Genomic DNA, 19,616 nt, shown 5'->3' on the forward strand with positions numbered 1-19,616 from the left:
GCGGGCACCGGGGGCGTGCCGGCGCGGGCGTGACACTTCCCGCGCGGCGCACGGTCCCCGCCCGGTCGGGCCGGCCCGGGGTCGTGTCCCTTCTGTTCCCGGACGTCGCCTTCCGCAATCCCCCTCGGCACGGTCCACCCGCGCCGCCGGTCAGCGCAGCGCGCCGGCCAGCTCACGCAGCTCGTTGTCGCGGGCGTCGCCCACCACGATCACCGTACGGCCCGGTTCGAGGAGCACCAGGGCCTGCTCGTTGCCCCGCCCGGTGTACCGCTGCCAGTTCGCCCCGCCCAGGTCGGCCGGCCCCTGCGGCTGACCCTCGGCGGTCAGCTCGGCGGGGATCAGCCGCTGCGGCGGCACGTTGCTCTGCACCAGCTGGGCGCCCCGCCCCTCCGGGGTGAGATACCCCACCCGCAGGTTCGCGCCGTCGTCGACGGTACGGAAGCTGGCGCTGACCGTACGCCAGCCGTCACCGAGCCCGGACGGCTCGGTGACGGGGAAGACGTTCGCCGCGCGGGCCTGCTCGTAGGCGGGGGCGGCGTCGACCGTGGTGGGCTGCTCGCCGCCGAGGAAGCCCCGGTAGAAGGCGAGCAGCAGGGCGATCGGCACCAGCAGCACCAGCAGCGACAGGGCCATGTCCTTGGGTGAGCGCTCGGAGCGGGGCCGCTCCGGGCGTCCGGGGCGTACCGTCGCCGCCCGGCCCGGCGACCCGTCCCCGGCGACCGGCGTCGGCCCGGGGTCCCCGGCGACGGGCACCGGCTCCGGGTCGCCGCCGACGAGGGCCGGCTCGGGCCCGCCGCCGGCCGTCGTGGCCGCGCCGCCGCCGGGCGCGGACCCGGTGGGTGCGTCGGCGGCGGCCGGGGGCACGGGCGGCCGGCCGTCCGGCGGGGTCGGGTCGGCGGGTACGCGGTCGGCGGGCTGGGCGGCTTCCACCGGCCCATTCTCGCAGCCGCCCGGTGGGGCGAACCCGCGCACCATCGCCCCGCCCCGTCCCCGGACCTGGCATCGTGTGAGGATCAGCGACACAGCCGGCCGGGGCGACCGGCGTCCCGCCGGCCCACCCCGCACCGTCGCGAGGAGGAAGCCGCCATGACGAACACCAGGACGCGGGTCCCGCAGGATCTCGACCGCAACCTCGCCCTCGATCTGGTCCGGGTCACCGAGGCCGCGGCGATGGCCGCCGGTCGGTGGGTCGGCCGGGGCGACAAGGAGGGTGGCGACGGGGCAGCCGTGGACGCCATGCGCAAGCTGATCAACTCGATCCAGATGCGCGGCGTCGTGGTGATCGGCGAGGGCGAGAAGGACAACGCGCCGATGCTGTTCAACGGCGAGCAGGTGGGCGACGGCACCGGCCCCGAGGTGGACGTGGCGGTGGACCCGGTCGACGGCACCACGCTGATGAGCAAGGGCATGCCCAACGCGCTCGCCGTGCTGGCCGTCTCGGAGCGGGGGGCGATGTTCGACCCGAGCGCCGTGTTCTACATGGAGAAGCTGGCCGTCGGCCCGGAGTACGCCGACGTGGTGGACATCGAGGCCGGTCCGGCCGAGAACATCAGGCGGATCGCCAAGGTCAAGGGCACCGAGGTGGCCGAGGTCACCGTCTGCGTGCTGGACCGGTCCCGGCACGACGACCTGGTCGGGCAGATCCGGCGGACCGGGGCCGGCATCCGGTTCATCTCCGACGGCGACATCGCCGGGTCGATCGCCGCCGCCCGGGGCGAGTCGGGCGTCGACGTGCTGATGGGCGTCGGCGGCACCCCGGAGGGGATCATCTCGGCGTGCGCGCTCAAGTGCATGGGCGGGGCGATGCAGGCCAAGCTCTGGCCGCAGGACGCGCAGGAGCGGGAGAAGGCGCTCGCCGCCGGGCACGACCTGGACCGCGTGCTCGGCACCGACGACCTGGTCACCGGGGACAACTGCTTCTTCGTGGCGACCGGGGTGACCTCCGGTGACCTGCTGCGCGGGGTGCGGTACCAGGCGGGCGGGGCGTACACCCAGTCGATCGTGATGCGCTCCAAGAGCGGCACGATCCGGGTGATCGACTCCTACCACCGGTTGGAGAAGCTGGCCCTCTACTCGGCGGTGGACTTCGACGGCAGGCCCCTGGCAGAGCAGGAGTGACAGTTTCCGGCACCGCCGCCCCTCCCGTCCTGTCCACCGCCCGGCGGATCGCCGGCATCGGGTTGGCAACCGCCGCCGGCGTCGGCGTGGCCGTGCAGTCCCGGATCAACGGCGAGCTGGGCGTACGCCTGGCCGACGGCATTGCCGCCGCGGTGGTCTCCTTCGGTCTCGGGTTGCTGGTGCTGCTGGTGCTGGTCCCGGCCCTGCCCGGGGGGCGGCGCGGGTTGGCCGACCTGCGCGGGGCGTTGCGGTCCGGGGCGTTGCGCCCCTGGCAGTTGCTGGGCGGGGTGTGCGGGGCGTTCCTGGTCGCCACCCAGGGGCTCACCATCGGGACGCTCGGTGTGGCGGTGTTCACCGTGGCGGTGGTGGCCGGGCAGTCGGCCAGCAGCCTGGTGGTGGACCGCGCGGGCATCGGGCCGGGCGGGCGGCAGCCGGTGACCGTCCCCCGGCTGGCCGGTGCGGTGCTGACCGTGCTGGCCGTGCTGCTGGCGGTCGGTGACCGGCTCGGCGACCCGGGCACCCTGGCGCTGGCCCTGCTGCCGTTGCTGGCCGGGTTGGGGCTGGCCTGGCAGCAGGCGGTCAACGGGCTGGTCCGAGGGGCGTCGGGCAGTGCGCTCGTCGCCACCGGAGTCAACTTCGCCGTCGGTACGGTGGCCCTGCTGATCACCTTCGGTGTGGACCTGGTGGTCCGGGGTGCTCCCGGTGGCGCGCTGCCGACCGAGCCGTGGCTCTATCTGGGTGGCCCGATCGGCATCGTCTTCATCGCGGTCGCGGCGGCGATCGTCCGGTTCACCGGGGTCCTGCTGCTGGGGCTGGCCACCATCGCCGGTCAGGTCGTCGGGGCGGTCGTGCTGGACGTGGTGCTGCCGACGTCGGCGTCGCACCCGGGCCCGGCCACCCTGGCCGGCGCGACGCTCACCCTGGTCGCGGTGCTGGTGGCGGCGCTGGGCCCGGCTCCGCGCCGCTGACCCGGCCTGACCGTCCGCGCGGGCCGGGACGGTCGGCGGGGGCGGCGGTCAGTGGGTCGCGCCCGCCGGGGTGGGCGTCCCGAGGGTGGCGGTGAGGGTACGGACGGTGGCGGTCAGCGCCTCGTCCACCGGGGTCGGGGTGATGCCGAGGACGGTGGTGGCCCGGGTCGAGTCCATCACGAACGGCCCGGCGAACTGGTGCGCGGTCTCCCGCAGCTCGCGGGCGAAGGGGTCGGTCAGGCCGCCGAGCCAGAGCAGCGGGTAGGGCAGGCGGGTCAGCTTCGGCGGCGGTGCGTCGGCCAGCTCGGCCGCCCGGACGGCCAGCTTGCGGACGCTGGTCGGCGGTCCGCTCGGCACGTGCCAGGCGTGTCCCCAGGCCCGCTCGTCGGTGGCGGCGGCGACCAGGGTACGCACCACGTCCCCGACGTACGTCCAGGTGTGCGGGGCGTCCCAGTTGACCGGCAGGACGACCCGCTGGCCGGCGAGCACCTTCGGCAGCACCAGCGGCAGCAGCGAGTTGCCCTCGGCACCGAGGTAGTCCGAGCCGCGTACCTCGGTGGTCCGGACCCGGCCGGCGCGGTGGGCGGCGAGCGCCTCGGTCCACATCCGGTTGCGGACCCGTCCCTTGGTGCCGGTGGCGGCGAGCGGGGTGTCCTCGGTCATCGGCGCGTCGACCGGGCCGTAGCCGTAGAGGCAGCCGACGGTGGCGAGCACCGCGCCGGTGCGCTCGGCGGTGGTGAGCAGCGCATCGGCCAGCGGCGGCCAGTCGGTGGCCCACCGGTGGTAGGCCGGGTTGGCGCAGTTGTAGAGCGCGACCGCCCCGTCGGTGAGGGTGGTCAGCCGGTCGGTGTCGGCGGCGTCGGCGGCGATCCGCTCGATCGCCGGGTCGACGGGGCCGGTGCCCCGCCGGGTAACAAGCCTGACCTGTTCGCCCTGCTGGGCGAGGTGCTGTGCGGTGGCGGTGCCGACCGGGCCGGCGCCGACGATCACGTGCAGCGACATGGGAGAACCTTTCGAAGCAGGAGACCGGATCGAGAGCACTGCTCTCGGTGAGCTGCATCCAGCATGGCCGACCTGGTCCATCGAGTCAAGAGCAGTGCTCTCTCTTTTGATTGGCGCTCTGATCCGTGGCAGAGTGGGGGCATGCCGGCTTCCTCGATCCGCGCCCGGGTCCGTGCCGAGATGATCGACGAGATCAAGGCGGTGGCCCGCCGCCACCTCGCCAGCGACGGCGCCGACCTCTCGCTGCGGGCGGTCGCCCGGGACATGGGGATGGTCTCGTCGGCGATCTACCGCTACTTCCCCAGCCGCGACGACCTGCTCACCGCGCTGATCATCGAGGCGTACCAGGCGCTCGGCGACGCGGTGGAGGCCGCCGACGCCGCCGTCGACCGGGCCGACCTGCGCGGACGCTGGCACGCCGCCTGCCGGGCCGCCCGCACCTGGGCGCTGGCCCACCCCGCCGAGTACGCCCTGCTCTACGGCAGCCCGGTGCCCGGGTACGCCGCCCCCGTCGACACCGTGCTCCCCGCGCAGCGCCCACCGCTGACCCTGCTCGGCATCCTCGCCGACGGGGTGGCCGCCGGCCGGATCACCCCGCCCGACGACGACCTGCCCGAGCCGGTCCGGGCCGACCTGGCCGAGATCGCCGCCGGGCTCTTCCCCGGCCTGCCCGAGGCCCTGCTCGCCCGGGGCATGGCCGGCTGGACCCAGCTCTTCGGGCTGATCAGCTTCGACCTCTTCGGCCGCCTCGACCCGGTCGTCCCGCACCGGGACGCCTACTTCGACCACCAGACCGCCCTGATGGCCGACCTCGTCGGCCTCCCCTGACCCGGCCCGCCGGGCACCACCCCCGCCCGGCCGGCCCCACGGCCAGGCTGCGCACGGCGGACCGGGCGGGCACCACGGCGGATCGGGCGGGCACCACGGCCAGGTCGGCACGGGAGGCGCAGCGGCCCCGCCGGCCCGCGCAGTGCGGGCCCACGGCGGTGTGCGGTGGGTCAGCCGGCGTCGGAGGAGTGGCCGGGGAAGAGGTGGGCCGCCGGGTCGATGGCGACGGCGGCGTTGTTGACGGCGGTGGCGGCCTCGCCGAAGCCGGTGGCGATCAGCCGCACCTTGCCGGGGTACTCGGTGATGTCACCGGCGGCGAACACCCGGGGCAGATTGGTCGCCATCGCGCTGTCCACCACGATGTGCCGGCGGTCCAGCCGCAGCCCCCACTCGGCCAGCGGCCCCAGGTCGGCGGTGAAGCCGAGCGCCGCGACCACCGTGTCGACAGGCAGCGTCTCGGCCGCCCCGCCCCGGACGGTGATCTCGGCGGCGGTGACCGTGTCGTCGCCGTAGAGCCGGGTCACCTCGGCGTTGACCACGACCCGTACCGGCAGCGACAACACCCGGGCCACGGTCGCGGCGTGCGCCCGGAACCGCTCCCGGCGGTGCACCAGGGTCACCGAGCGGGCCAACGGTTGCAGGGTGGCCGCCCAGTCGAACGCCGAGTCACCGCCGCCCACGATCAGCACGTCCCGGTCGGCCAGCGCGGTCGGTTCCGGTACGAAGTAGACGATCCCGCCGCCGACGAAGCTGTCCGCGACCGGCAGCGGGCGCGGGGTGAAGCTGCCCAGCCCGCCGGTGACCAGCACCGCACCGCAGCGCAACTGCTCGCCGCCGGCCAGGCCCAGCACCGGCCGGCCGTCGGTGTGGGCGAGCTTCTCGGCCCGGGTGCCGAGCAGGTACTCCGGGTGGTAGGGCGCGGCCTGGGCGAGCAGGTTGGCGACCAGGTCCCGGCCCTTGACGGCGGGGAAGCCGGCGACGTCGAGGATCAGCTTCTCCGGGTACATGGCGGTGATCTGCCCGCCCGGCTCGGGCAGCGCGTCGACCACCGCCACCGACAGCCCCCGGAAACCCGCGTAGTACGCGGCGAACAGCCCGGTCGGGCCGGCTCCGATCACGGCGACATCGACCTCGCGCATGGGCGTACCGTCGCTTTCCGCTGGCGGTCAACGTGCGCCGCGCCGGTGGCGGGCGACGCGTGCTGCTGCCGACGGTAGGCCCGACGTGCGGTCCGGGCAAGCATTCCCGCTCCCGCCACGCGGGTCGGGCGGGTCGTCCGCGTCAGGGGCTCAGGGTGGACTCCACCCGGTACTCCCGGTACGGGTCGTACGGGCGGCGACGCCGGAAGAGGATCGCCGCGACCACCCCGCCGAGCAGCCCGAACAGGTGACCCTGCCAGGAGATCCGCTCGTCGGTGGGGAGGATGCCGAGCAGCTGCCAGCCGTAGAGCAGGCCGACCAGCAGCACCACCCCGAAGTTCCACCAGCTCCGCTCGACGATGCCCCGGGTGAACAACAGGCCCAGGTAGCCGAAGATGACCCCGCTCGCCCCGACGACCACCGAGTTGGGCGAGCCGGTGAACCAGACGCCGAGCCCGCTGACCAGGATGATGACCAGGGTGGACCAGAGGAACCGGCGGGTGCCGGCGGCCAGCACGAAGGTGCCGAGCAGGATCAGCGGGATGCTGTTGCTGTAGAGGTGGTCGAAGCCGTGGTGCAGGAACGGCGAGAAGAACACCCCGTCGAGCCCCTGGATGCGCTGCGGGATGATCCCGGCGGCCACGTCGAGCCCGAAGCCGAGCCCCTGGTCGAGGGCCTCGATGAGGAAGAGGAACGGCACCACCGCGCACATGGCGACGAAGGCCCGGCCGAGCGACGCGTAGAACGCCTCGGTGCCGAACCGGTCGGGGTCGCCGCCCGTCGGGTGCAGGGTCACCCCACCATGGCTATCAGCATTCTCCGCCGACCGCCACCCGGGTCCCGTGCCGGGCGGGGCTACGCAGACGGCGGGGCGGGTGGTCGCCCACCCGCCCCGCCGTCTGTGTCGTCGCTCAGTACCAGCCTTCGCTCTGGCTCTTGGCCCAGGCGCCGCACGGGTTGTCGTACCGGCCCTCGATGTAGCCGAGGCCCCACTTGATCTGGGTGACCGGGTTGGTCCGCCAGTCACTGGCGACCGAGCTCATCTTGCTGCCCGGCACCGCCTGCGGGATGCCGTACGCGCCGGACGAGGAGTTGCTGGCCTTGGGGTTCCAGCCGCTCTCCTTGTTCCAGAGCTTGTCCAGGCAGGGCATCTGGTCGATCTTGAAGCCCGCCTGGAGGAGCATCGCGCAGCCGGTCTTGCGGTGCCCGCTGTAGGAGTTGCACGAGGCGGGGACCGGGCCGGCGTACGGCTTGATCTTCCCGTCCTCCTCCTTGGCCTTGGCCTCGGCCTCGCGTTCCTTCTTCCGCGACGCGGCGGCGGCCTCGGCGGCCTTGGCCCGCTGGGCGGCCTCCTTGGCCGCCGCGGCGGCCCGCAGCTTCGCCTGGTACTCGGCGGCCCGCTGCTTGGCGGACTCCCGCCGATGGTCGGCCTGCCGGTCACGCTGGTAGTCGTACTCGGCCTGGTCGACCTGGAGGCCGACCTGTGCGGTCAGGCCCTGTTGCTGGGTTTCCCGGTCTTCGCCCAGATAGAAACCGCCGGCAACGCCCACGGAGAGCAGTGCGACGGCGGCCGTACGGGCACCGAACCGGCTCCACAGCCGACTCACGAAGTGTCCCTTCGTCGGGGGCAAGGACGCGGCACGGACCGGCCGTGAACGGGCGCGGCCGCGCCACGAGCGCCCCGACCTGAGCCGGTCGCCACCGACGCACCGGCAGGGGGGTGGCTGCCCGTCCTGAGAAGGGGACGAACGGTCACCAACACCCCCACCGGGACGTGGGCGCTCGTGGGACACCATCGCGCACAGTGAGGCTGATGGGAAACCCACCGGCCAATTTGTGACCTGCGCCACAAAGTGAATGCGGACGATGAGGGGCGGACCTCGCCCCCGCGCGGGTCAGCCCGGGATGTCCTCCAACAGATCCGTCACCATCGCCGCGATCGGGGACCGCTCGGACCGGTTCAACGTGACGTGCGCAAAGAGCGGGTGGCCCTTCAACGCCTCGATCACCGCCGTCACCCCGTCGTGCCGCCCGACCCGCAGGTTGTCCCGCTGAGCGACGTCGTGGGTGAGCACCACCCGCGAGCCCTGCCCGATCCGGGACAGCACGGTGAGCAGCACGCCCCGCTCCAACGACTGGGCCTCGTCGACGATGACGAACGCGTCGTGCAGGCTCCGGCCCCGGATGTGGGTCAGCGGCAGGACCTCCAGGATGCCCCGCGAGGTGACCTCCTCCAGCACGTTCTCGTGCACCACCGCCCCGAGGGTGTCGAACACGGCCTGCGCCCAGGGCGACATCTTCTCCGACTCGGACCCGGGCAGGTAGCCCAGTTCCTGCCCGCCGACGGCGTAGAGCGGGCGGAACACCACCACCTTCTTGTGCCGGCGGCGCTCCATCACCGCCTCCAGCCCCGCGCACAGCGCCAGCGCCGACTTGCCGGTGCCGGCCCGGCCACCCAGCGACACGATCCCGATCGACTCGTCCAGCAGCAGGTCCAGCGCGATCCGCTGCTCGGCCGAGCGGCCGTGCACACCGAACGCCTCGCGGTCGCCGCGCACCAGCCGGACGGTCTTGTCGGGCAGCACCCGCCCCAGCGCCGACCCCCGGGTGGAGTGCAACACCAGGCCGGTGTGGCAGGACAGGCCGGCGGCGGCGTCCAGGTCGAGGCAGTCCCCGGCGTAGAGCCGGCCGATCTCGTCCTCACCCAGCTCCAGCTCGGCCATCCCGGTCCAGGTCGGGTCGCTGGCCTGGCCGTGCCGGTACTCGTCGGCCCGCAGCCCGACCGAGGCGGCCTTGACCCGCAACGGCATGTCCTTGCTGACCAGCGTCACCTCCCGCCCCTCGGCGGCCAGGTTCAGCGCCACCGACAGGATGCGCGCGTCGTTGGACTCGTTACGGAACCCGGGGGGCAGGACGCCGTCGTCAGAGTGGTTCAGCTCCACGGTGAGCGTGCCGCCGGACTCGTTGGCGGGCACCGGACGGTCCAGTCGACCGTGCCGGACCCGCAGCTCGTCGAGCATCCGCAGGGACTGGCGGGCGAACCAGCCCAGCTCCGGGTGGTGTCGTTTGCCCTCCAGCTCCGAGATCACCACGAGCGGCAGGACCACCTCGTGCTCGGCGAAGCGGTGGAAGGCCGCCGGGTCGGACAGGAGCACCGACGTGTCCAGAACGAACACCTGGCCGGTTGGTCCGGGCTCCTCGGGGCCGGGCGGGGCGGCGGCCGCCGGACGGCGGCTCCGGGTGGCTCGGCGGGTCGTGGCAGTCGCGGCCGGGATCTGGTCGACACCGGCGGGCGTACGGCGAGTCGTCACAGGCCTGCTCCGACGGACGGGCATCCGCCATCCGCGTTCCGCCTCCTCCGGTGCCCGGTGACACGGGGTCGGATGCGGAACCCCGTGCGCGAGGTCGCAGATCCGGGCGGCCGGCTGACCCGGGAAAACCCCGGGTCATGCCTAGACGCTAGCGGCGTCGGGCCGCCTCGGCTAGAGGGTGGACGAGGATCTCCCCGCACCGGGTACGCCCCACCCGGCGGGCGGCGCGGACCCGGCCGGGATGCCTGCCCCCTGCGCGCATCCCGGCCGGTGGAACCGCGTCACCCGTCGACGCGGTCGGTGTCGGCACGCCGCACCGACGGCTGTCGGCTCCCGCCGGTTCAGCCGGGCCGGCGGACCAGCGTGCCGGTCGGGTGCCGACCGGCGACCGGGCCCGGCGGGCTGGCGAACGAGGAGCCGGTGTACGTGGTGCCCTGGCGGACCGCGGCTGTGGGACGCCGCGCGGCGCTGGCCGGCACGGCCGGGGCGGTGAGCGCCGAGGCGAGCACGGCCTGGGCGTCGCGCCGGCGCCGGTTCCAGGCGCCCCGGTCCCCGTCGAAGTAGCCCTGCCGGTAGCCGAAGCGGTACCCGATCCGGTAGCTGAGCTGACCGTGCAACCGGCCGGCGGCGTAGCTGGTCGCCCCGAGGACGAGGACGAGGAACAGGGCGAGCAGCGGGCTCATCGGGCGGCTCCGGTGGGCCGCGGCGACGGGGTCACCGGTCCTCCGGCTCGGCCGGAGTCGGGTCGACGACGAGCAGCCGTTCCAGGTCCTCGGTGCTGACCTCCTCGACGAGTTCGACGCTGATCCGGCAGCCGTCCAGGACGACCTCGGCCATCGAGGAGCGGCGGATCTCGCCACCGGAGTCGTAGACCCGCACGCTCATCTCCGGGCAGCCGAGATGGGTCCGCCAGGCGTTCCACTCGTCGCGGTCGCCGACGCTCAGTGACAGGTAGCGGCAACCCCGGGCGAGGTAGAGCCGCCAGGGCGCGCTCAGGCCGGCGGCGACCCCCTCCGCGATCAGGCCGAACGCCTGGGCGCGGGTCGCGAGTTCGGTCACCTGGTCCCCCTCGCACCGGGAGCGTGACGCATGTGAGCACTGATCGTCTCAAGCACGTGACACACCGTAGATTGTCCCATGAGCGTGACAGTATCAGCTTTTCGTCCGGTTCCTGACCACCTCGCTCGGCGGTATTATGCCCAGGTGAGACCCCTTCGCACCGGTTCCCGGGCCGGTCCGGCCGCTCCGGCGAGGCCGTCTCATATGCGTGACAAAGATCTGCCCCGGGCAGCCTGGACGAGCGCTACGGTCGTACGGTTTCGGGGTGACCGAGACCGCCCCCGCCCGGAAGATCGCATTCGCCACCTTCGTTCGTCGGGCGCTCGACGATGCCCGGGCGATGCGCGCCTGGACCGGCACCGAGGTCTCCCGGCGCACCGGCGTCTCCCGCCAGACGATCAACAGGTGGGTCCGCGGCGACTGGGCCAGCGACCCGGAGGCGGAACGGGTGGTGGCGTTCTGTGAGGGGCTGGGCCTCAACCCGGCCGCCGCCTTCGCCGCCCTCGGCTGGGACCGGGCCGCCACCCCCCGGGGCGCCCCCGGCGCTCCCCCGATGGACCCGGACGTCGAGGCGCTGCTGCGCCGGCTGGTCGACCCCGCCGTGTCGGACGCGGAGAAGTTCCACATCAGGGAAACCATTCGTTACCTCGCATACCGCCCCACGCTTCCGCTCGATGTCCGAAAGGGCGAAGAGCAGGCCGGGTAGTTCCTCAGATGGCGAAAGAACGCCTGAGCAGACCCGATCGTTTCGCTCCGGGCCGGCAACGGGCACGCTAGCGTCCCTATTCGTACTGCTTGGGCTCGTCGTCGGCGGGGGGACGGGACAAGGCCGAACTCAGCCCTGCGGGACAGAAGGAGGGGTCTGTCCATGACCCTGAAGTGGTGGGCAGTCGTGGTCGCGGCAGTCTCCCTGACCGCGTGCGTGACCGCGAACCTGGTGGCCGGCCTGGGCGGGGGCGGGCAGATCCCGCTGGTGGTCAACCTCTTCGCCCTGACCGTGGCCGGCACCGCCGTCGTCCTGGCGGTGGTCGCCGAACTGCACGACCGGCTCGACGACCGGGTCAGCGCGCTCACCGAGTTCCTGGTGGCGCGGCTCAACGAGATCGAGACCCGCACCGGCGACCGGAACACCGGTTTCGTCGAGGGTTACCTGCTCAACCAGGGCCGGGAGGCAACCGTGGTGCCCCTGGGACGGCGGGGGCGGGGGGCCGCCGAACGCTGAGCAGCACTCACTGACCACATACCCCGGCGGTGTCAAGAAGCCACTCCGAAGCCACGAATCATCCACCGCCTCCGGGGTACGCTGTCGCGCGTGCCGCCGTTGAATCTGGGTAACCAGCAGCCGCAGACCCCGCTGGATGCTGAGCACGCCTGGCGTACCACCGCCGAGCGGGCCGCAGACACCGTCCTCTTCTTCGACTTCGACGGCACCCTCGCGCCGGTCGACGACGACCCCACCGCGGTACGCCCCGCACCCAAGGTGCTCGCCGCCCTGGAGGCGCTCGCCCCGGTGGTGCAGCGGGTGGCGATCGTCTCCGCCCGTCCCGTCGACTTCCTCCGTGACCACCTCGGTGGCCTCACCGGGATCGACCTCTACGGACTGTACGGCCTGGAGCACAGCCACTCCGGCGGCGAGACCGTCACCGAGCCCGCCGCGCTGCCCTGGGTGCCCACCATGGCCGAGCTGGCCGACCGGGCCCGCGCCGAACTGCCCGCCGGGGCGCTGGTCGAGTTCAAGCGGCTGAGCGTGGCCCTGCACTGGCGTACCGCACAGCAGCTCGGTCCGGCGGTCGAGCAGTGGGGGCGGGCGCAGGCCGACCGGCTCGGGCTGCGGGTGCAGGCCGGCCGGATGGTGCTGGAGCTCAAGCCCCCCGTCGACCGGGACAAGGGGCTGGTCATCGGCGAGGTGGTCCGGGACGCCGGCGGCGCGTGGTATTTCGGCGACGACGTCTCCGACATCAAGGCGTTCGCGGCGCTGCGTGCCCGCTCCGCCGCCGATCCGGGGTTCCTCGGCATCTGCGTGGCGGTGGCCAACCCGGAGACCGGCCGGGAGGTCGCCGAGGCCGCCGACCTCACCATCGACTCCCCCGCCGCGCTCGGCGACTTCCTCACCCGGGCCGTGCATCACCTGACCTGACCGTGCGCGCGGGGGCATCGGCCGACATGCCCGCAGCCCCCGCCCGTCGCGTCGGCCGGTCAGGTGCCGTAGCGGCGTTGCCGGGTGCCGTAGGAGCGCAGGGCGCGCAGGAAGTCGACCCGGCGGAAGTCGGGCCAGTTCAGCTCGCAGAAGTAGAACTCCGAGTGCGCCGACTGCCAGAGCATGAAACCGGACATGCGCTGTTCGCCGCTGGTCCGGATGATCAGATCCGGGTCGGGCAGGCCCCGGGTGTAGAGGTGCTCGGAGATGTGGTCGACGTCCAGCGTGCCGGCCAGTTCCTCGATCGTGCCGCCCTTGGCCGCGTGCTCCACCAGCAGCGACCGCACCGCGTCGGTGATCTCGCGCCGGCCGCCGTAGCCGACGGCGATGTTGACCTGCGCGCCGCCGGTGCGTTCCCGGGTGCGTTCCTCGGCGGCCTTGAGCGCCTGGGCGTGCTGGTTGGGCAGCACGTCGAGCGCGCCGACCATCCGCAGCCGCCAGGGGTTGCCCTCCTCGGCCAGCTCGGTGCTGAGATCCTCGATGATCTGGAGCAGCGGGTCCAGCTCCTCCGCCGGCCGGGACAGGTTGTCGGTGGAGAGCAGCCAGAGCGTGACGTGGCCGACGCCTGCCGCGTCGCACCAGCGCAGCAGCTCCTTGATCCGCTCGGCACCCATCCGGTGCCCGTCGTTCGGGTCGACGAAGCCCATCTCCCGCGCCCACCGGCGGTTGCCGTCGCACATCACGCCGACGTGCCGGGGCACCGGTCGACCCGCGAGCCTGGCCGTCAGCCGGCGCTCGTAGACGGAGTAGAGAAGTTTCCGCAGAGTCATCACCTTGCAGGGTAGCGACCCACACCGAACATCAGTGCCTCGGTGGCGCACTCCGTGCGCGATCAAGAGAAATACGTCGTCGATGGGCCGTCCACTGACCGAAACCTCTTGATCACCGGGGCGGGGCGTCGGGGGCGTCGGCGGAGGCGGGGGTGGCGGGAGCGCGGTGCAGGGCGTAGAGGGCCAGGGTGGCCGCCGCCAGCAGGGGTGCGCCGTCGCGGACCAGACCGTCCAGGCCGAGCAGCCACCAGCACAGCGGCAGGTTCACCGCGAGCACGCCGAGGGTGACCGTCACCAGCAGGCGGCGGGCCCACCGCCTGCCGCGCAGCAGGAACGCCGTACAGAACAGCACCAGGTAGCTCACCACGATGCCGGCGGCGAACCAGGCCAGCACCACGGGTACGACGCCGAGCCGGCCGTCCAGCACCGCGCCGCCGGCCACCAGCGCGGGCACCAGCATCAACGGGCTGTACGTGAACGCGGCCACCCGGGCGGTGAGCAGCCAGGCGGTGACCTGGGGGCGTTTCGGGGCGACCTCCCGCCAGGCGATCGTCCCGCCCTCGACGACCAGGCCCCGGCGGTGGCGCACCAGGTGCCCGACGACCGCGTCGCAGCGGTAGAGCAGCACGACCACGGCGACGCAGAGCGCGGTGAGCACGGCGAAGCCGAGCAGGCCGGGCAGCGGCGGGACGCCCTGCCGGGGCACCACCAGCCGGCCGACCGCGAACACGGTGGTCACGGCGAGGATCAGCCCGAACGGCTTCGCCCCGGCCCGCCCCCGGTTCACCTGCCCGATCAGCACCAGGAATCCCAGCGACCGCAGCATCGCCCAGCCGGTGCGCACCGCGAGGCCGAACTCCTGCTCCGGGGCGTACCACCAGTTGAGCAGCTCGACCCCGACGGTGGCGGCGGCGGTCACCGCGAGCAGGGTGGTCAGCGCCCGGACGGCGGACGGCCGCCGGACCGGTGGGGTCACGGCGGCCGTCCTCATGGTTTCCGGTCTTGCCCGGTACGGGCGGCCGGCACACCTGTCAGCGCGGTGCCTGCCGCCTTCCGGCGGGCGGTGCTGGGCGTCGGGTCACCGCGACCGGTCCTCGTCGAGCCGGGCGCGCAGCGCGTCCAGCTCCGACCACAGGACGGCCGGCAGCTTGTCACCGAACTTCTCGAACCACTCGGTGACCAGCGGCAGCTCGTTGCGCCACTCCTGCGGGTCGACCTTGAGGGCGATCCGGACGTCCTCCGGGGTCATGTCGAGCCCGTCGACATCCAGCGCGTCGGCGGTCGGGACCATGCCGATCGGGGTCTCGACCGCGTCGGCGCTGCCCTCGATCCGCTCGACGACCCACTTGAGCACCCGCGAGTTCTCGCCGAAGCCGGGCCAGAGGAAGTTGCCCTCGGCGTCCTTACGGAACCAGTTCACGTAGTAGATCTTGGGCAGCTTGGCGGCGTCGCCGTCGACGCCCTTGCCCATCTCGATCCAGTGGTTGAAGTAGTCACCGGCGTGGTAGCCGATGAACGGCAGCATCGCCATCGGGTCGCGGCGCACCACGCCCACCGCGCCGGACGCGGCGGCGGTGGTCTCCGAGGACAGCGTCGCCCCCAGGTACACCCCGTGCACCCAGTCGCGGGCCTCGGTGACCAGCGGGATGGTGTCCCGGCGACGGCCGCCGAACAGGATCGCGTCGATCGGCACCCCGTTCGGGTCGAAGTAGTCGTCGGCCAGGATCGGGCACTGGGTGATCGGGGTGCAGAACCGGCTGTTCGCGTGGGAGGAGAGGTTCTCGCTCTCCGGCGTCCAGTCGTTGCCCTTCCAGTCGATCAGGTGGGCCGGCGGCTCGCCCATGCCCTCCCACCAGATGTCGCCGTCGTCGGTGAGGGCGACGTTGGTGAAGATCGAGTTGCCCCGGTCCAACGTCCGCATCGCGTTGGCGTTGGTCTTCCAGTCGGTGCCCGGGGCGACGCCGAACAGGCCGTACTCCGGGTTGACCGCGTAGAGGCGGCCGTCGGGGCCGAACCGCATCCAGGCGATGTCGTCGCCGATGGTCTCGACCTTCCAGCCGGGGATGGTCGGCTCCAGCATGGCCAGGTTGGTCTTGCCGCAGGCGGACGGGAACGCGCCCGCCACGTGGTACACCTTCCCCTCCGGCGAGGTGATCTTGAGGATCAGCATGTGCTCGGCGAGCCAGCCCTCGTCGCGCCCCATCACGCTGGCGATCCGCAGCGAGTAGCACTTCTTGCCGAGCAGCGAGTTGCCGCCGTACCCGGAGCCGAAGGACCAGATCTCCCGGGTCTCCGGGAAGTGCGAGATGTACTTCGTCTCGTTGCACGGCCAGGCCACGTCGGTCTGGCCGGGGGCGAGCGGGGCGCCGATGGAGTGCAGCGCGTGCACGAAGTCGGCGTCGTCGCCCATCGCGTCGAGCACGCTCGCGCCCATCCGGGTCATGATCCGCATCGAGGCGACCACGTACGGGCTGTCGGTGATCTCGACGCCGAACATCGGGTTCTCGGCCTCGACCGGCCCCATGCAGAACGGGATGACGTACATCGTCCGGCCGCGCATCGCACCCCGGTACAGCTCGGTCATCGTCCGCTTCATCTCGGCCGGCGCCATCCAGTTGTTGGTGGGGCCGGCGTCCGCCTCGTCCACGGAACAGATGAAGGTGCGCTCCTCGACCCGGGCGACGTCCGTGGGGTCGGTGCGGGCGTAGAAGGAGTTCGGCTTCTTTTCCGGGTTCAACCGGACGAGGGTCCCGTTGTCGACGAGTTCGTCGGTGAGACGCCGCCACTCCTCGTCGGACCCGTCCACCCAGACCACCCGGTCGGGGGTGGTCAGTTCCGCGATCTCCCGGACCCAGGCGAGCAGCTTGGGGTGGGTCGTGGGGGCCTGATCGATCCCCCGCACAGTAGCCGGAGCAACCATGACTCATCTCCTTGTGGTCGACGCTGACCGATTTATGGGATGCACGAGTCTCGGCGGACGCCTGCCGCGTCGCCTTCGTGGAAACCTGGGATTGGCCTCAGCGTAAACCGGGCGGACCCGCGAGTCAGTGGGACTGGTTGTGAAGAACTGCACAAGGTACGGCCCGGCTGCGGTAACACGAGCTGATACCCGCTTTCACGCGCACTTTCACGCAAATCCTTCGACGAACTGCCGGCGGGCGCGGGAACGGCCCCGGGACAACGGGGGACCCGGGTCGACCCACGGCGCGGCGGCGGGTCGCCGGTGGCACCCCGTCCGATCAGCCGGCAACCGGTACGCTCGCGAGGTGGCCGCGACGATGACCGGGGACCAGCCGGGTGCCCCGCAGACCCGCCCGGGTCTGGTCCGTTCGTTGTTGGACCGGTTCGGCCACCTGCTGCGTGAATTGAGCAAGTTCGCCACCGTGGGCGGGGTGGCCTTCCTGGTCGACTTCGCGCTGTTCAACTACCTCACGCTGGGGCGTGGCGTCGAGCCGGTGACCGCGCGGGTCGTCTCCACGGTGATCGCGGCGACCGTCGCGTTCGTGGGCAACCGGTTCTGGACCTGGCGGCACCGGGTCCGCTCCAACCCGGCCCGCGAGTACGCACTGTTCTTCTTCTTCAACGCGGTCGGCCTGGGCATCGCGGTGGCCTGCCTGGCGGGCAGCCGGTACGGGCTGGGCAGCATCTGGCCCGGCGTGTTCCGCACCCCGCTGGCCGACAATATCGCCAGCTACGTGGTGGGCACCGCGCTCGGCACGATGTTCCGGTTCTGGTCGTACCGACGGTTCGTCTTCGTCGAAGCGGGAACTCCCGCCGTCACGGAGGCGACCAGCGACCCGTCGTCCGGGTCGTGACCGGTCGCCCATCCCGTCCAGCCGGAGTTCCCGGCACCGTCCTCAGCCCTAAGGTGTTGCGCATGCGTCTTGTCCGTCTGCTGCCCGAGCGCTGGCAGAAGTTCATCCGCGAGGCGCTCAAATTCGGCATCGTCGGGGGCGTCAACACCGTCATCAATTACGCGGTGTTCAATGCTCTGGCACTCACCGTTTTCGTCGACGGTCAACTGAAGGCGACGGTCATCGCCACCATAGTGGCGACGATCACGTCGTATCTGATGAATCGCCACTGGACGTACCGGGATCGACCGAAAGCGGCACTCCAGCGCGAATACGCCCTGTTTTTCCTGTTCAACGGCGCCGGTCTGATCATCGAACTCGGCGTCCTCGCCGCCGCCAAGTACGGCCTGGGGTTCACCAGCCTGCTCGCGCTCAACGTGGCCAAGACCGGGGGCGTGCTGCTCGCCACCCTGTTCCGGTTCTGGTCCTACCGGACCTTCGTCTTCCAGCCGGTCCCCCAGCACGCCGAGGAGACCTGGCACTCCATCAAGCGCGACGAGTGGGACACCATGGCCGAGCTGGACCCGGTCGCCGAGCTGGCCGAATCGGTGAGCGAGCTGGAAGAGGCCCAGAGCCAGGCCGAGGACCGCACCGCCCCGGCGGCCGGAACGCCGGCCCCGACCGTCGAACCGGTGTTGAAGCAGGGCCGGGGCGGCACCCTCGGCCCGGCCGTCGCCGGCGGCGACCTGGAGGCGGAGCTGGCCGCCGAGCTGCACGCCGGCACCACCCGCCGCACGCCGCGACCCTGATCGGCCCCGGGTACACCCGGGGCCGGCGGGCCGCCAGGATCAGCCGCTGGTGTCCCGCAACGGCTTGCCCTCCCGCATGTCGGCGAGAATGTCGCGCATCTCCCCGTCGCCCAGCGTGTGCTTGTCGTGCTGCGCCTCCACCAGCTCGTAGAGGGTGGTCTGCACCCGGTCGACCCGGGGCACGTCGACGAGCACCGACTGCCCCCGCTCGCCTGCCGACTCGATGGTGAGCGTGCCGCAGCCCAGCAGCCGTTCGGTGAACCGCTGGGTCATCGAGTGGTCGTTGATCCGGGCCAGCGGCAGGTCCCGCCGGTGCCGGGAGAAGACGCCCTCCTGGAGCAGCACCCGCTCGTTGGTGAACAGGTAGTGCGTGCTGTGCCAGACCAGGAACGGCCACAACCCCAGCCAGAGCACCGCGATCAGGAACAGACCGGCGAGCACGGCGAGCACGAGCGCGCCACCGTCGCCGTCGGGCAGCAGGAGCCAGCCCGCCACCACCGCCGCGACACCGACGACCAGCACCAGGACCGGCCGCAGCAGCGCCTTCCAGTGCGGGTGCAGGTGCAGAACGACGTGCTCGTCCTCGGTGAGCACGTCTTCGGGGAACGCCACGGGTACCTCCTCGGCGACAATCGGACGCGCTGACCGTAACCGGTCGGGGCGACCCGCCGGATCAGCCGGGCGGTCGGCCGTGCACCCCGCGCACGAACCGACCGCGGGCCCGCCGGTCACCGCAGGTGCAGCACGTCCCCGGCGGCCAGCCGACGCTGCCCGGCGGCGGTCTCGACGAGCAGCTGCCCGTCGGCGTCCACCCCGGTGGCGAGCCCGGTCAGGTCGGTGCCCTCGGGCAGCAGCACCCGCACCTGGCGGCCCACCGTGACGCAGGAGGCCAGGTACGCCGCCCGCAGGCCGCACGCGTCGGCGTCCCCGCCGGCCAGCCGCCACCTGTCATACCAGTCGGCAAGGGCGCGCAGCAGCGCCCGCAGCAGCGGGTCCCGGTCGGTGGCGGTGGCCCCGGCCAGTTGCAGCGAGGTCGCCGGCAGCCCGGTCGGGTTCTCCGGCAACTCGTCGGCGCGCAGCGTCACGTTCAGCCCGATGCCGAGCACGATCGCGGGAGGCTCCGCCGCACCGGCGGCCGGCACCGCCTCGGCCAGGATGCCGGCGCACTTGGCCTCCCCGATCAGCAGGTCGTTGGGCCACTTCAGACCGGCGTCCAGTTCGGCCAGCCGGGAGACCGCCTCGACCAGCGCGACCCCGGCGAGCAGCGGCAGCCAGCCGTACCCGGTGGGGGCGGCCGGCGGCCAGTCACGGGCGGTGACGGCCTCGCCGGGCCGCAGCAGCACGCTCGTCGCGAGCCCCGCCCGGGGCGGCGACTGCCAGGCCCGGCCGCGGCGGCCCCGGCCGGCGGTCTGCCGCTCGGCGACCACGACCAGGCCCTCCGGCTCGCCGGCCCGCGCGGCGTCGGCCGCGTCCGCGTTGGTCGAGCCGGTCTCCGGCCGCAGGTCCAGCCGACGCCAGGGGCCCGACGGCGCGGTCAACGCCCGGGACAGCCGCGCCGCCGACAGCGGCGGGCGGTCCAGATCGGTGTACGGCGAACCCGGCATCCCGCCAGCCTACGGGC

The 19,616-nt window shown here is 72.8% G+C and carries 21 protein-coding genes; 8 read left to right on the forward strand and 13 right to left on the reverse strand.

Translation table 11 applies throughout. The annotated features are described in order from the left end of the window. Positions 1–150 precede the first annotated feature (150 nt). On the reverse strand, positions 151–930 hold the full coding sequence (locus ACN267_RS19860; protein WP_421489336.1) for a DUF4245 domain-containing protein: 780 nt from the start codon (positions 928–930) through the stop codon (positions 151–153). Between the two features lie 156 nt (positions 931–1,086). Here ACN267_RS19860 and glpX point away from each other — a divergent pair, with 156 nt between their 5' ends. Both glpX and ACN267_RS19870 read left to right on the forward strand, forming a co-directional pair. After that, complete coding sequence (glpX, locus tag ACN267_RS19865; RefSeq protein ID WP_204956449.1) at positions 1,087–2,118, forward strand: class II fructose-bisphosphatase; 1,032 nt, start codon at positions 1,087–1,089, stop codon at positions 2,116–2,118. Beyond that, complete coding sequence (locus ACN267_RS19870) at positions 2,115–3,086, forward strand: DMT family transporter (RefSeq protein ID WP_421489337.1); 972 nt, start codon at positions 2,115–2,117, stop codon at positions 3,084–3,086. The genes glpX and ACN267_RS19870 overlap by 4 nt, the downstream gene beginning before the upstream one ends. Positions 3,087–3,134: 48 nt before the next feature. On the opposite strand, the gene ACN267_RS19875 is transcribed toward ACN267_RS19870, so the two are convergent. Then, a complete protein-coding gene (locus tag ACN267_RS19875; protein ID WP_421489338.1) occupies positions 3,135–4,088 on the reverse strand; it encodes an NAD-dependent epimerase/dehydratase family protein in 954 nt (317 codons plus the stop codon). A 141-nt stretch (positions 4,089–4,229) separates the two neighbouring features. Here ACN267_RS19875 and ACN267_RS19880 point away from each other — a divergent pair, with 141 nt between their 5' ends. Further along, positions 4,230–4,916 (forward strand): TetR/AcrR family transcriptional regulator, encoded by a 687-nt coding sequence (locus ACN267_RS19880; protein ID WP_421489339.1) that lies wholly within the window; start codon positions 4,230–4,232, stop codon positions 4,914–4,916. A gap of 170 nt (positions 4,917–5,086) precedes the next feature. Here the strand turns inward: ACN267_RS19880 and ACN267_RS19885 are convergent, their stop codons facing one another. From ACN267_RS19885 to ACN267_RS19910, 6 genes are all read right to left on the reverse strand, one after another. Continuing rightward, positions 5,087–6,055 carry an NAD(P)/FAD-dependent oxidoreductase gene (locus ACN267_RS19885; protein WP_088643981.1) on the reverse strand — a complete coding sequence of 323 codons (969 nt, stop codon included), beginning with the start codon at positions 6,053–6,055 and terminating at the stop codon, positions 5,087–5,089. A gap of 142 nt (positions 6,056–6,197) precedes the next feature. Further along, positions 6,198–6,851 (reverse strand): rhomboid family intramembrane serine protease, encoded by a 654-nt coding sequence (locus ACN267_RS19890; protein ID WP_204956445.1) that lies wholly within the window; start codon positions 6,849–6,851, stop codon positions 6,198–6,200. Positions 6,852–6,966: 115 nt separating this feature from the next. Continuing rightward, positions 6,967–7,662 carry a transglycosylase SLT domain-containing protein gene (locus ACN267_RS19895; RefSeq protein ID WP_204956444.1) on the reverse strand — a complete coding sequence of 232 codons (696 nt, stop codon included), beginning with the start codon at positions 7,660–7,662 and terminating at the stop codon, positions 6,967–6,969. A gap of 288 nt (positions 7,663–7,950) precedes the next feature. Beyond that, positions 7,951–9,366, reverse strand: coding sequence for a PhoH family protein (locus tag ACN267_RS19900; protein WP_204956443.1), 1,416 nt, complete (start codon positions 9,364–9,366; stop codon positions 7,951–7,953). 341 nt (positions 9,367–9,707) lie between these two features. After that, positions 9,708–10,049 (reverse strand): hypothetical protein, encoded by a 342-nt coding sequence (locus tag ACN267_RS19905; RefSeq protein ID WP_204956442.1) that lies wholly within the window; start codon positions 10,047–10,049, stop codon positions 9,708–9,710. Positions 10,050–10,080: 31 nt separating this feature from the next. After that, positions 10,081–10,425: a hypothetical protein gene (locus ACN267_RS19910; protein WP_204956441.1), complete on the reverse strand. Its 345-nt coding sequence runs from the start codon at positions 10,423–10,425 to the stop codon at positions 10,081–10,083. A gap of 265 nt (positions 10,426–10,690) precedes the next feature. Between ACN267_RS19910 and ACN267_RS19915 the strand changes: the two genes are divergently transcribed. The 3 genes from ACN267_RS19915 to otsB all read left to right on the forward strand — a co-directional run bounded on the left by ACN267_RS19915 (position 10,691) and on the right by otsB (position 12,562). Further along, positions 10,691–11,131 carry an XRE family transcriptional regulator gene (locus tag ACN267_RS19915; RefSeq protein WP_204956440.1) on the forward strand — a complete coding sequence of 147 codons (441 nt, stop codon included), beginning with the start codon at positions 10,691–10,693 and terminating at the stop codon, positions 11,129–11,131. A 162-nt stretch (positions 11,132–11,293) separates the two neighbouring features. Beyond that, entirely contained in the window at positions 11,294–11,647 is a 354-nt protein-coding gene (locus tag ACN267_RS19920) for a hypothetical protein (RefSeq protein ID WP_204956439.1), read from the forward strand. 90 nt (positions 11,648–11,737) lie between these two features. Further along, positions 11,738–12,562, forward strand: a complete 825-nt coding sequence (gene otsB / locus ACN267_RS19925) for a trehalose-phosphatase (protein ID WP_204956438.1) — start codon at positions 11,738–11,740, stop codon at positions 12,560–12,562. Positions 12,563–12,621: 59 nt separating this feature from the next. On the opposite strand, the gene ACN267_RS19930 is transcribed toward otsB, so the two are convergent. The 3 genes from ACN267_RS19930 to ACN267_RS19940 form a co-directional block, all read right to left on the reverse strand. Further along, positions 12,622–13,392 carry an isoprenyl transferase gene (locus ACN267_RS19930; protein WP_204956437.1) on the reverse strand — a complete coding sequence of 257 codons (771 nt, stop codon included), beginning with the start codon at positions 13,390–13,392 and terminating at the stop codon, positions 12,622–12,624. A 112-nt stretch (positions 13,393–13,504) separates the two neighbouring features. Next, positions 13,505–14,383 (reverse strand): hypothetical protein, encoded by an 879-nt coding sequence (locus ACN267_RS19935; RefSeq protein ID WP_421489340.1) that lies wholly within the window; start codon positions 14,381–14,383, stop codon positions 13,505–13,507. 87 nt (positions 14,384–14,470) lie between these two features. Further along, positions 14,471–16,312: a phosphoenolpyruvate carboxykinase (GTP) gene (locus ACN267_RS19940; protein ID WP_281900531.1), complete on the reverse strand. Its 1,842-nt coding sequence runs from the start codon at positions 16,310–16,312 to the stop codon at positions 14,471–14,473. A gap of 139 nt (positions 16,313–16,451) precedes the next feature. Between ACN267_RS19940 and ACN267_RS19945 the strand changes: the two genes are divergently transcribed. Continuing rightward, positions 16,452–17,207, forward strand: a complete 756-nt coding sequence (locus tag ACN267_RS19945; RefSeq protein ID WP_204956434.1) for a GtrA family protein — start codon at positions 16,452–16,454, stop codon at positions 17,205–17,207. A gap of 62 nt (positions 17,208–17,269) precedes the next feature. Continuing rightward, the gene (locus ACN267_RS19950; protein WP_204956433.1) at positions 17,270–17,995 is read left to right on the forward strand and encodes a GtrA family protein; all 726 of its coding nucleotides are present in this window, start codon (positions 17,270–17,272) and stop codon (positions 17,993–17,995) included. 39 nt (positions 17,996–18,034) lie between these two features. Here ACN267_RS19950 and ACN267_RS19955 read toward each other — a convergent pair whose 3' ends face one another. Beyond that, positions 18,035–18,607 carry a PH domain-containing protein gene (locus ACN267_RS19955; RefSeq protein ID WP_421489341.1) on the reverse strand — a complete coding sequence of 191 codons (573 nt, stop codon included), beginning with the start codon at positions 18,605–18,607 and terminating at the stop codon, positions 18,035–18,037. Positions 18,608–18,723: 116 nt separating this feature from the next. Beyond that, positions 18,724–19,599 carry a biotin--[acetyl-CoA-carboxylase] ligase gene (locus ACN267_RS19960; RefSeq protein ID WP_421489342.1) on the reverse strand — a complete coding sequence of 292 codons (876 nt, stop codon included), beginning with the start codon at positions 19,597–19,599 and terminating at the stop codon, positions 18,724–18,726. Positions 19,600–19,616: the final 17 nt, after the last annotated feature.

It is taken from the genome of Micromonospora sp. WMMD734 (assembly GCF_049178975.1).
Taxonomy (GTDB): domain Bacteria; phylum Actinomycetota; class Actinomycetes; order Mycobacteriales; family Micromonosporaceae; genus Micromonospora; species Micromonospora wenchangensis.

Bases quoted from the DNA above. Each gene is read 5' to 3' on its own strand.
- glpX (WP_204956449.1), top strand. From the start codon at position 1,087: ATGACGAACACCAGGACGCGGGTCCCGCAGGATCTCGACCGCAACCTC.
- ACN267_RS19875 (WP_421489338.1), bottom strand. From the start codon at position 4,088: ATGTCGCTGCACGTGATCGTCGGCGCCGGCCCGGTCGGCACCGCCACC.
- ACN267_RS19880 (WP_421489339.1), top strand. From the start codon at position 4,230: ATGCCGGCTTCCTCGATCCGCGCCCGGGTCCGTGCCGAGATGATCGAC.
- ACN267_RS19885 (WP_088643981.1), bottom strand. From the start codon at position 6,055: ATGCGCGAGGTCGATGTCGCCGTGATCGGAGCCGGCCCGACCGGGCTG.
- ACN267_RS19905 (WP_204956442.1), bottom strand. From the start codon at position 10,049: ATGAGCCCGCTGCTCGCCCTGTTCCTCGTCCTCGTCCTCGGGGCGACC.
- ACN267_RS19920 (WP_204956439.1), top strand. From the start codon at position 11,294: ATGACCCTGAAGTGGTGGGCAGTCGTGGTCGCGGCAGTCTCCCTGACC.
- ACN267_RS19930 (WP_204956437.1), bottom strand. From the start codon at position 13,392: ATGACTCTGCGGAAACTTCTCTACTCCGTCTACGAGCGCCGGCTGACG.
- ACN267_RS19935 (WP_421489340.1), bottom strand. From the start codon at position 14,383: ATGAGGACGGCCGCCGTGACCCCACCGGTCCGGCGGCCGTCCGCCGTC.
- ACN267_RS19940 (WP_281900531.1), bottom strand. From the start codon at position 16,312: ATGGTTGCTCCGGCTACTGTGCGGGGGATCGATCAGGCCCCCACGACC.
- ACN267_RS19950 (WP_204956433.1), top strand. From the start codon at position 17,270: ATGCGTCTTGTCCGTCTGCTGCCCGAGCGCTGGCAGAAGTTCATCCGC.
- ACN267_RS19960 (WP_421489342.1), bottom strand. From the start codon at position 19,599: ATGCCGGGTTCGCCGTACACCGATCTGGACCGCCCGCCGCTGTCGGCG.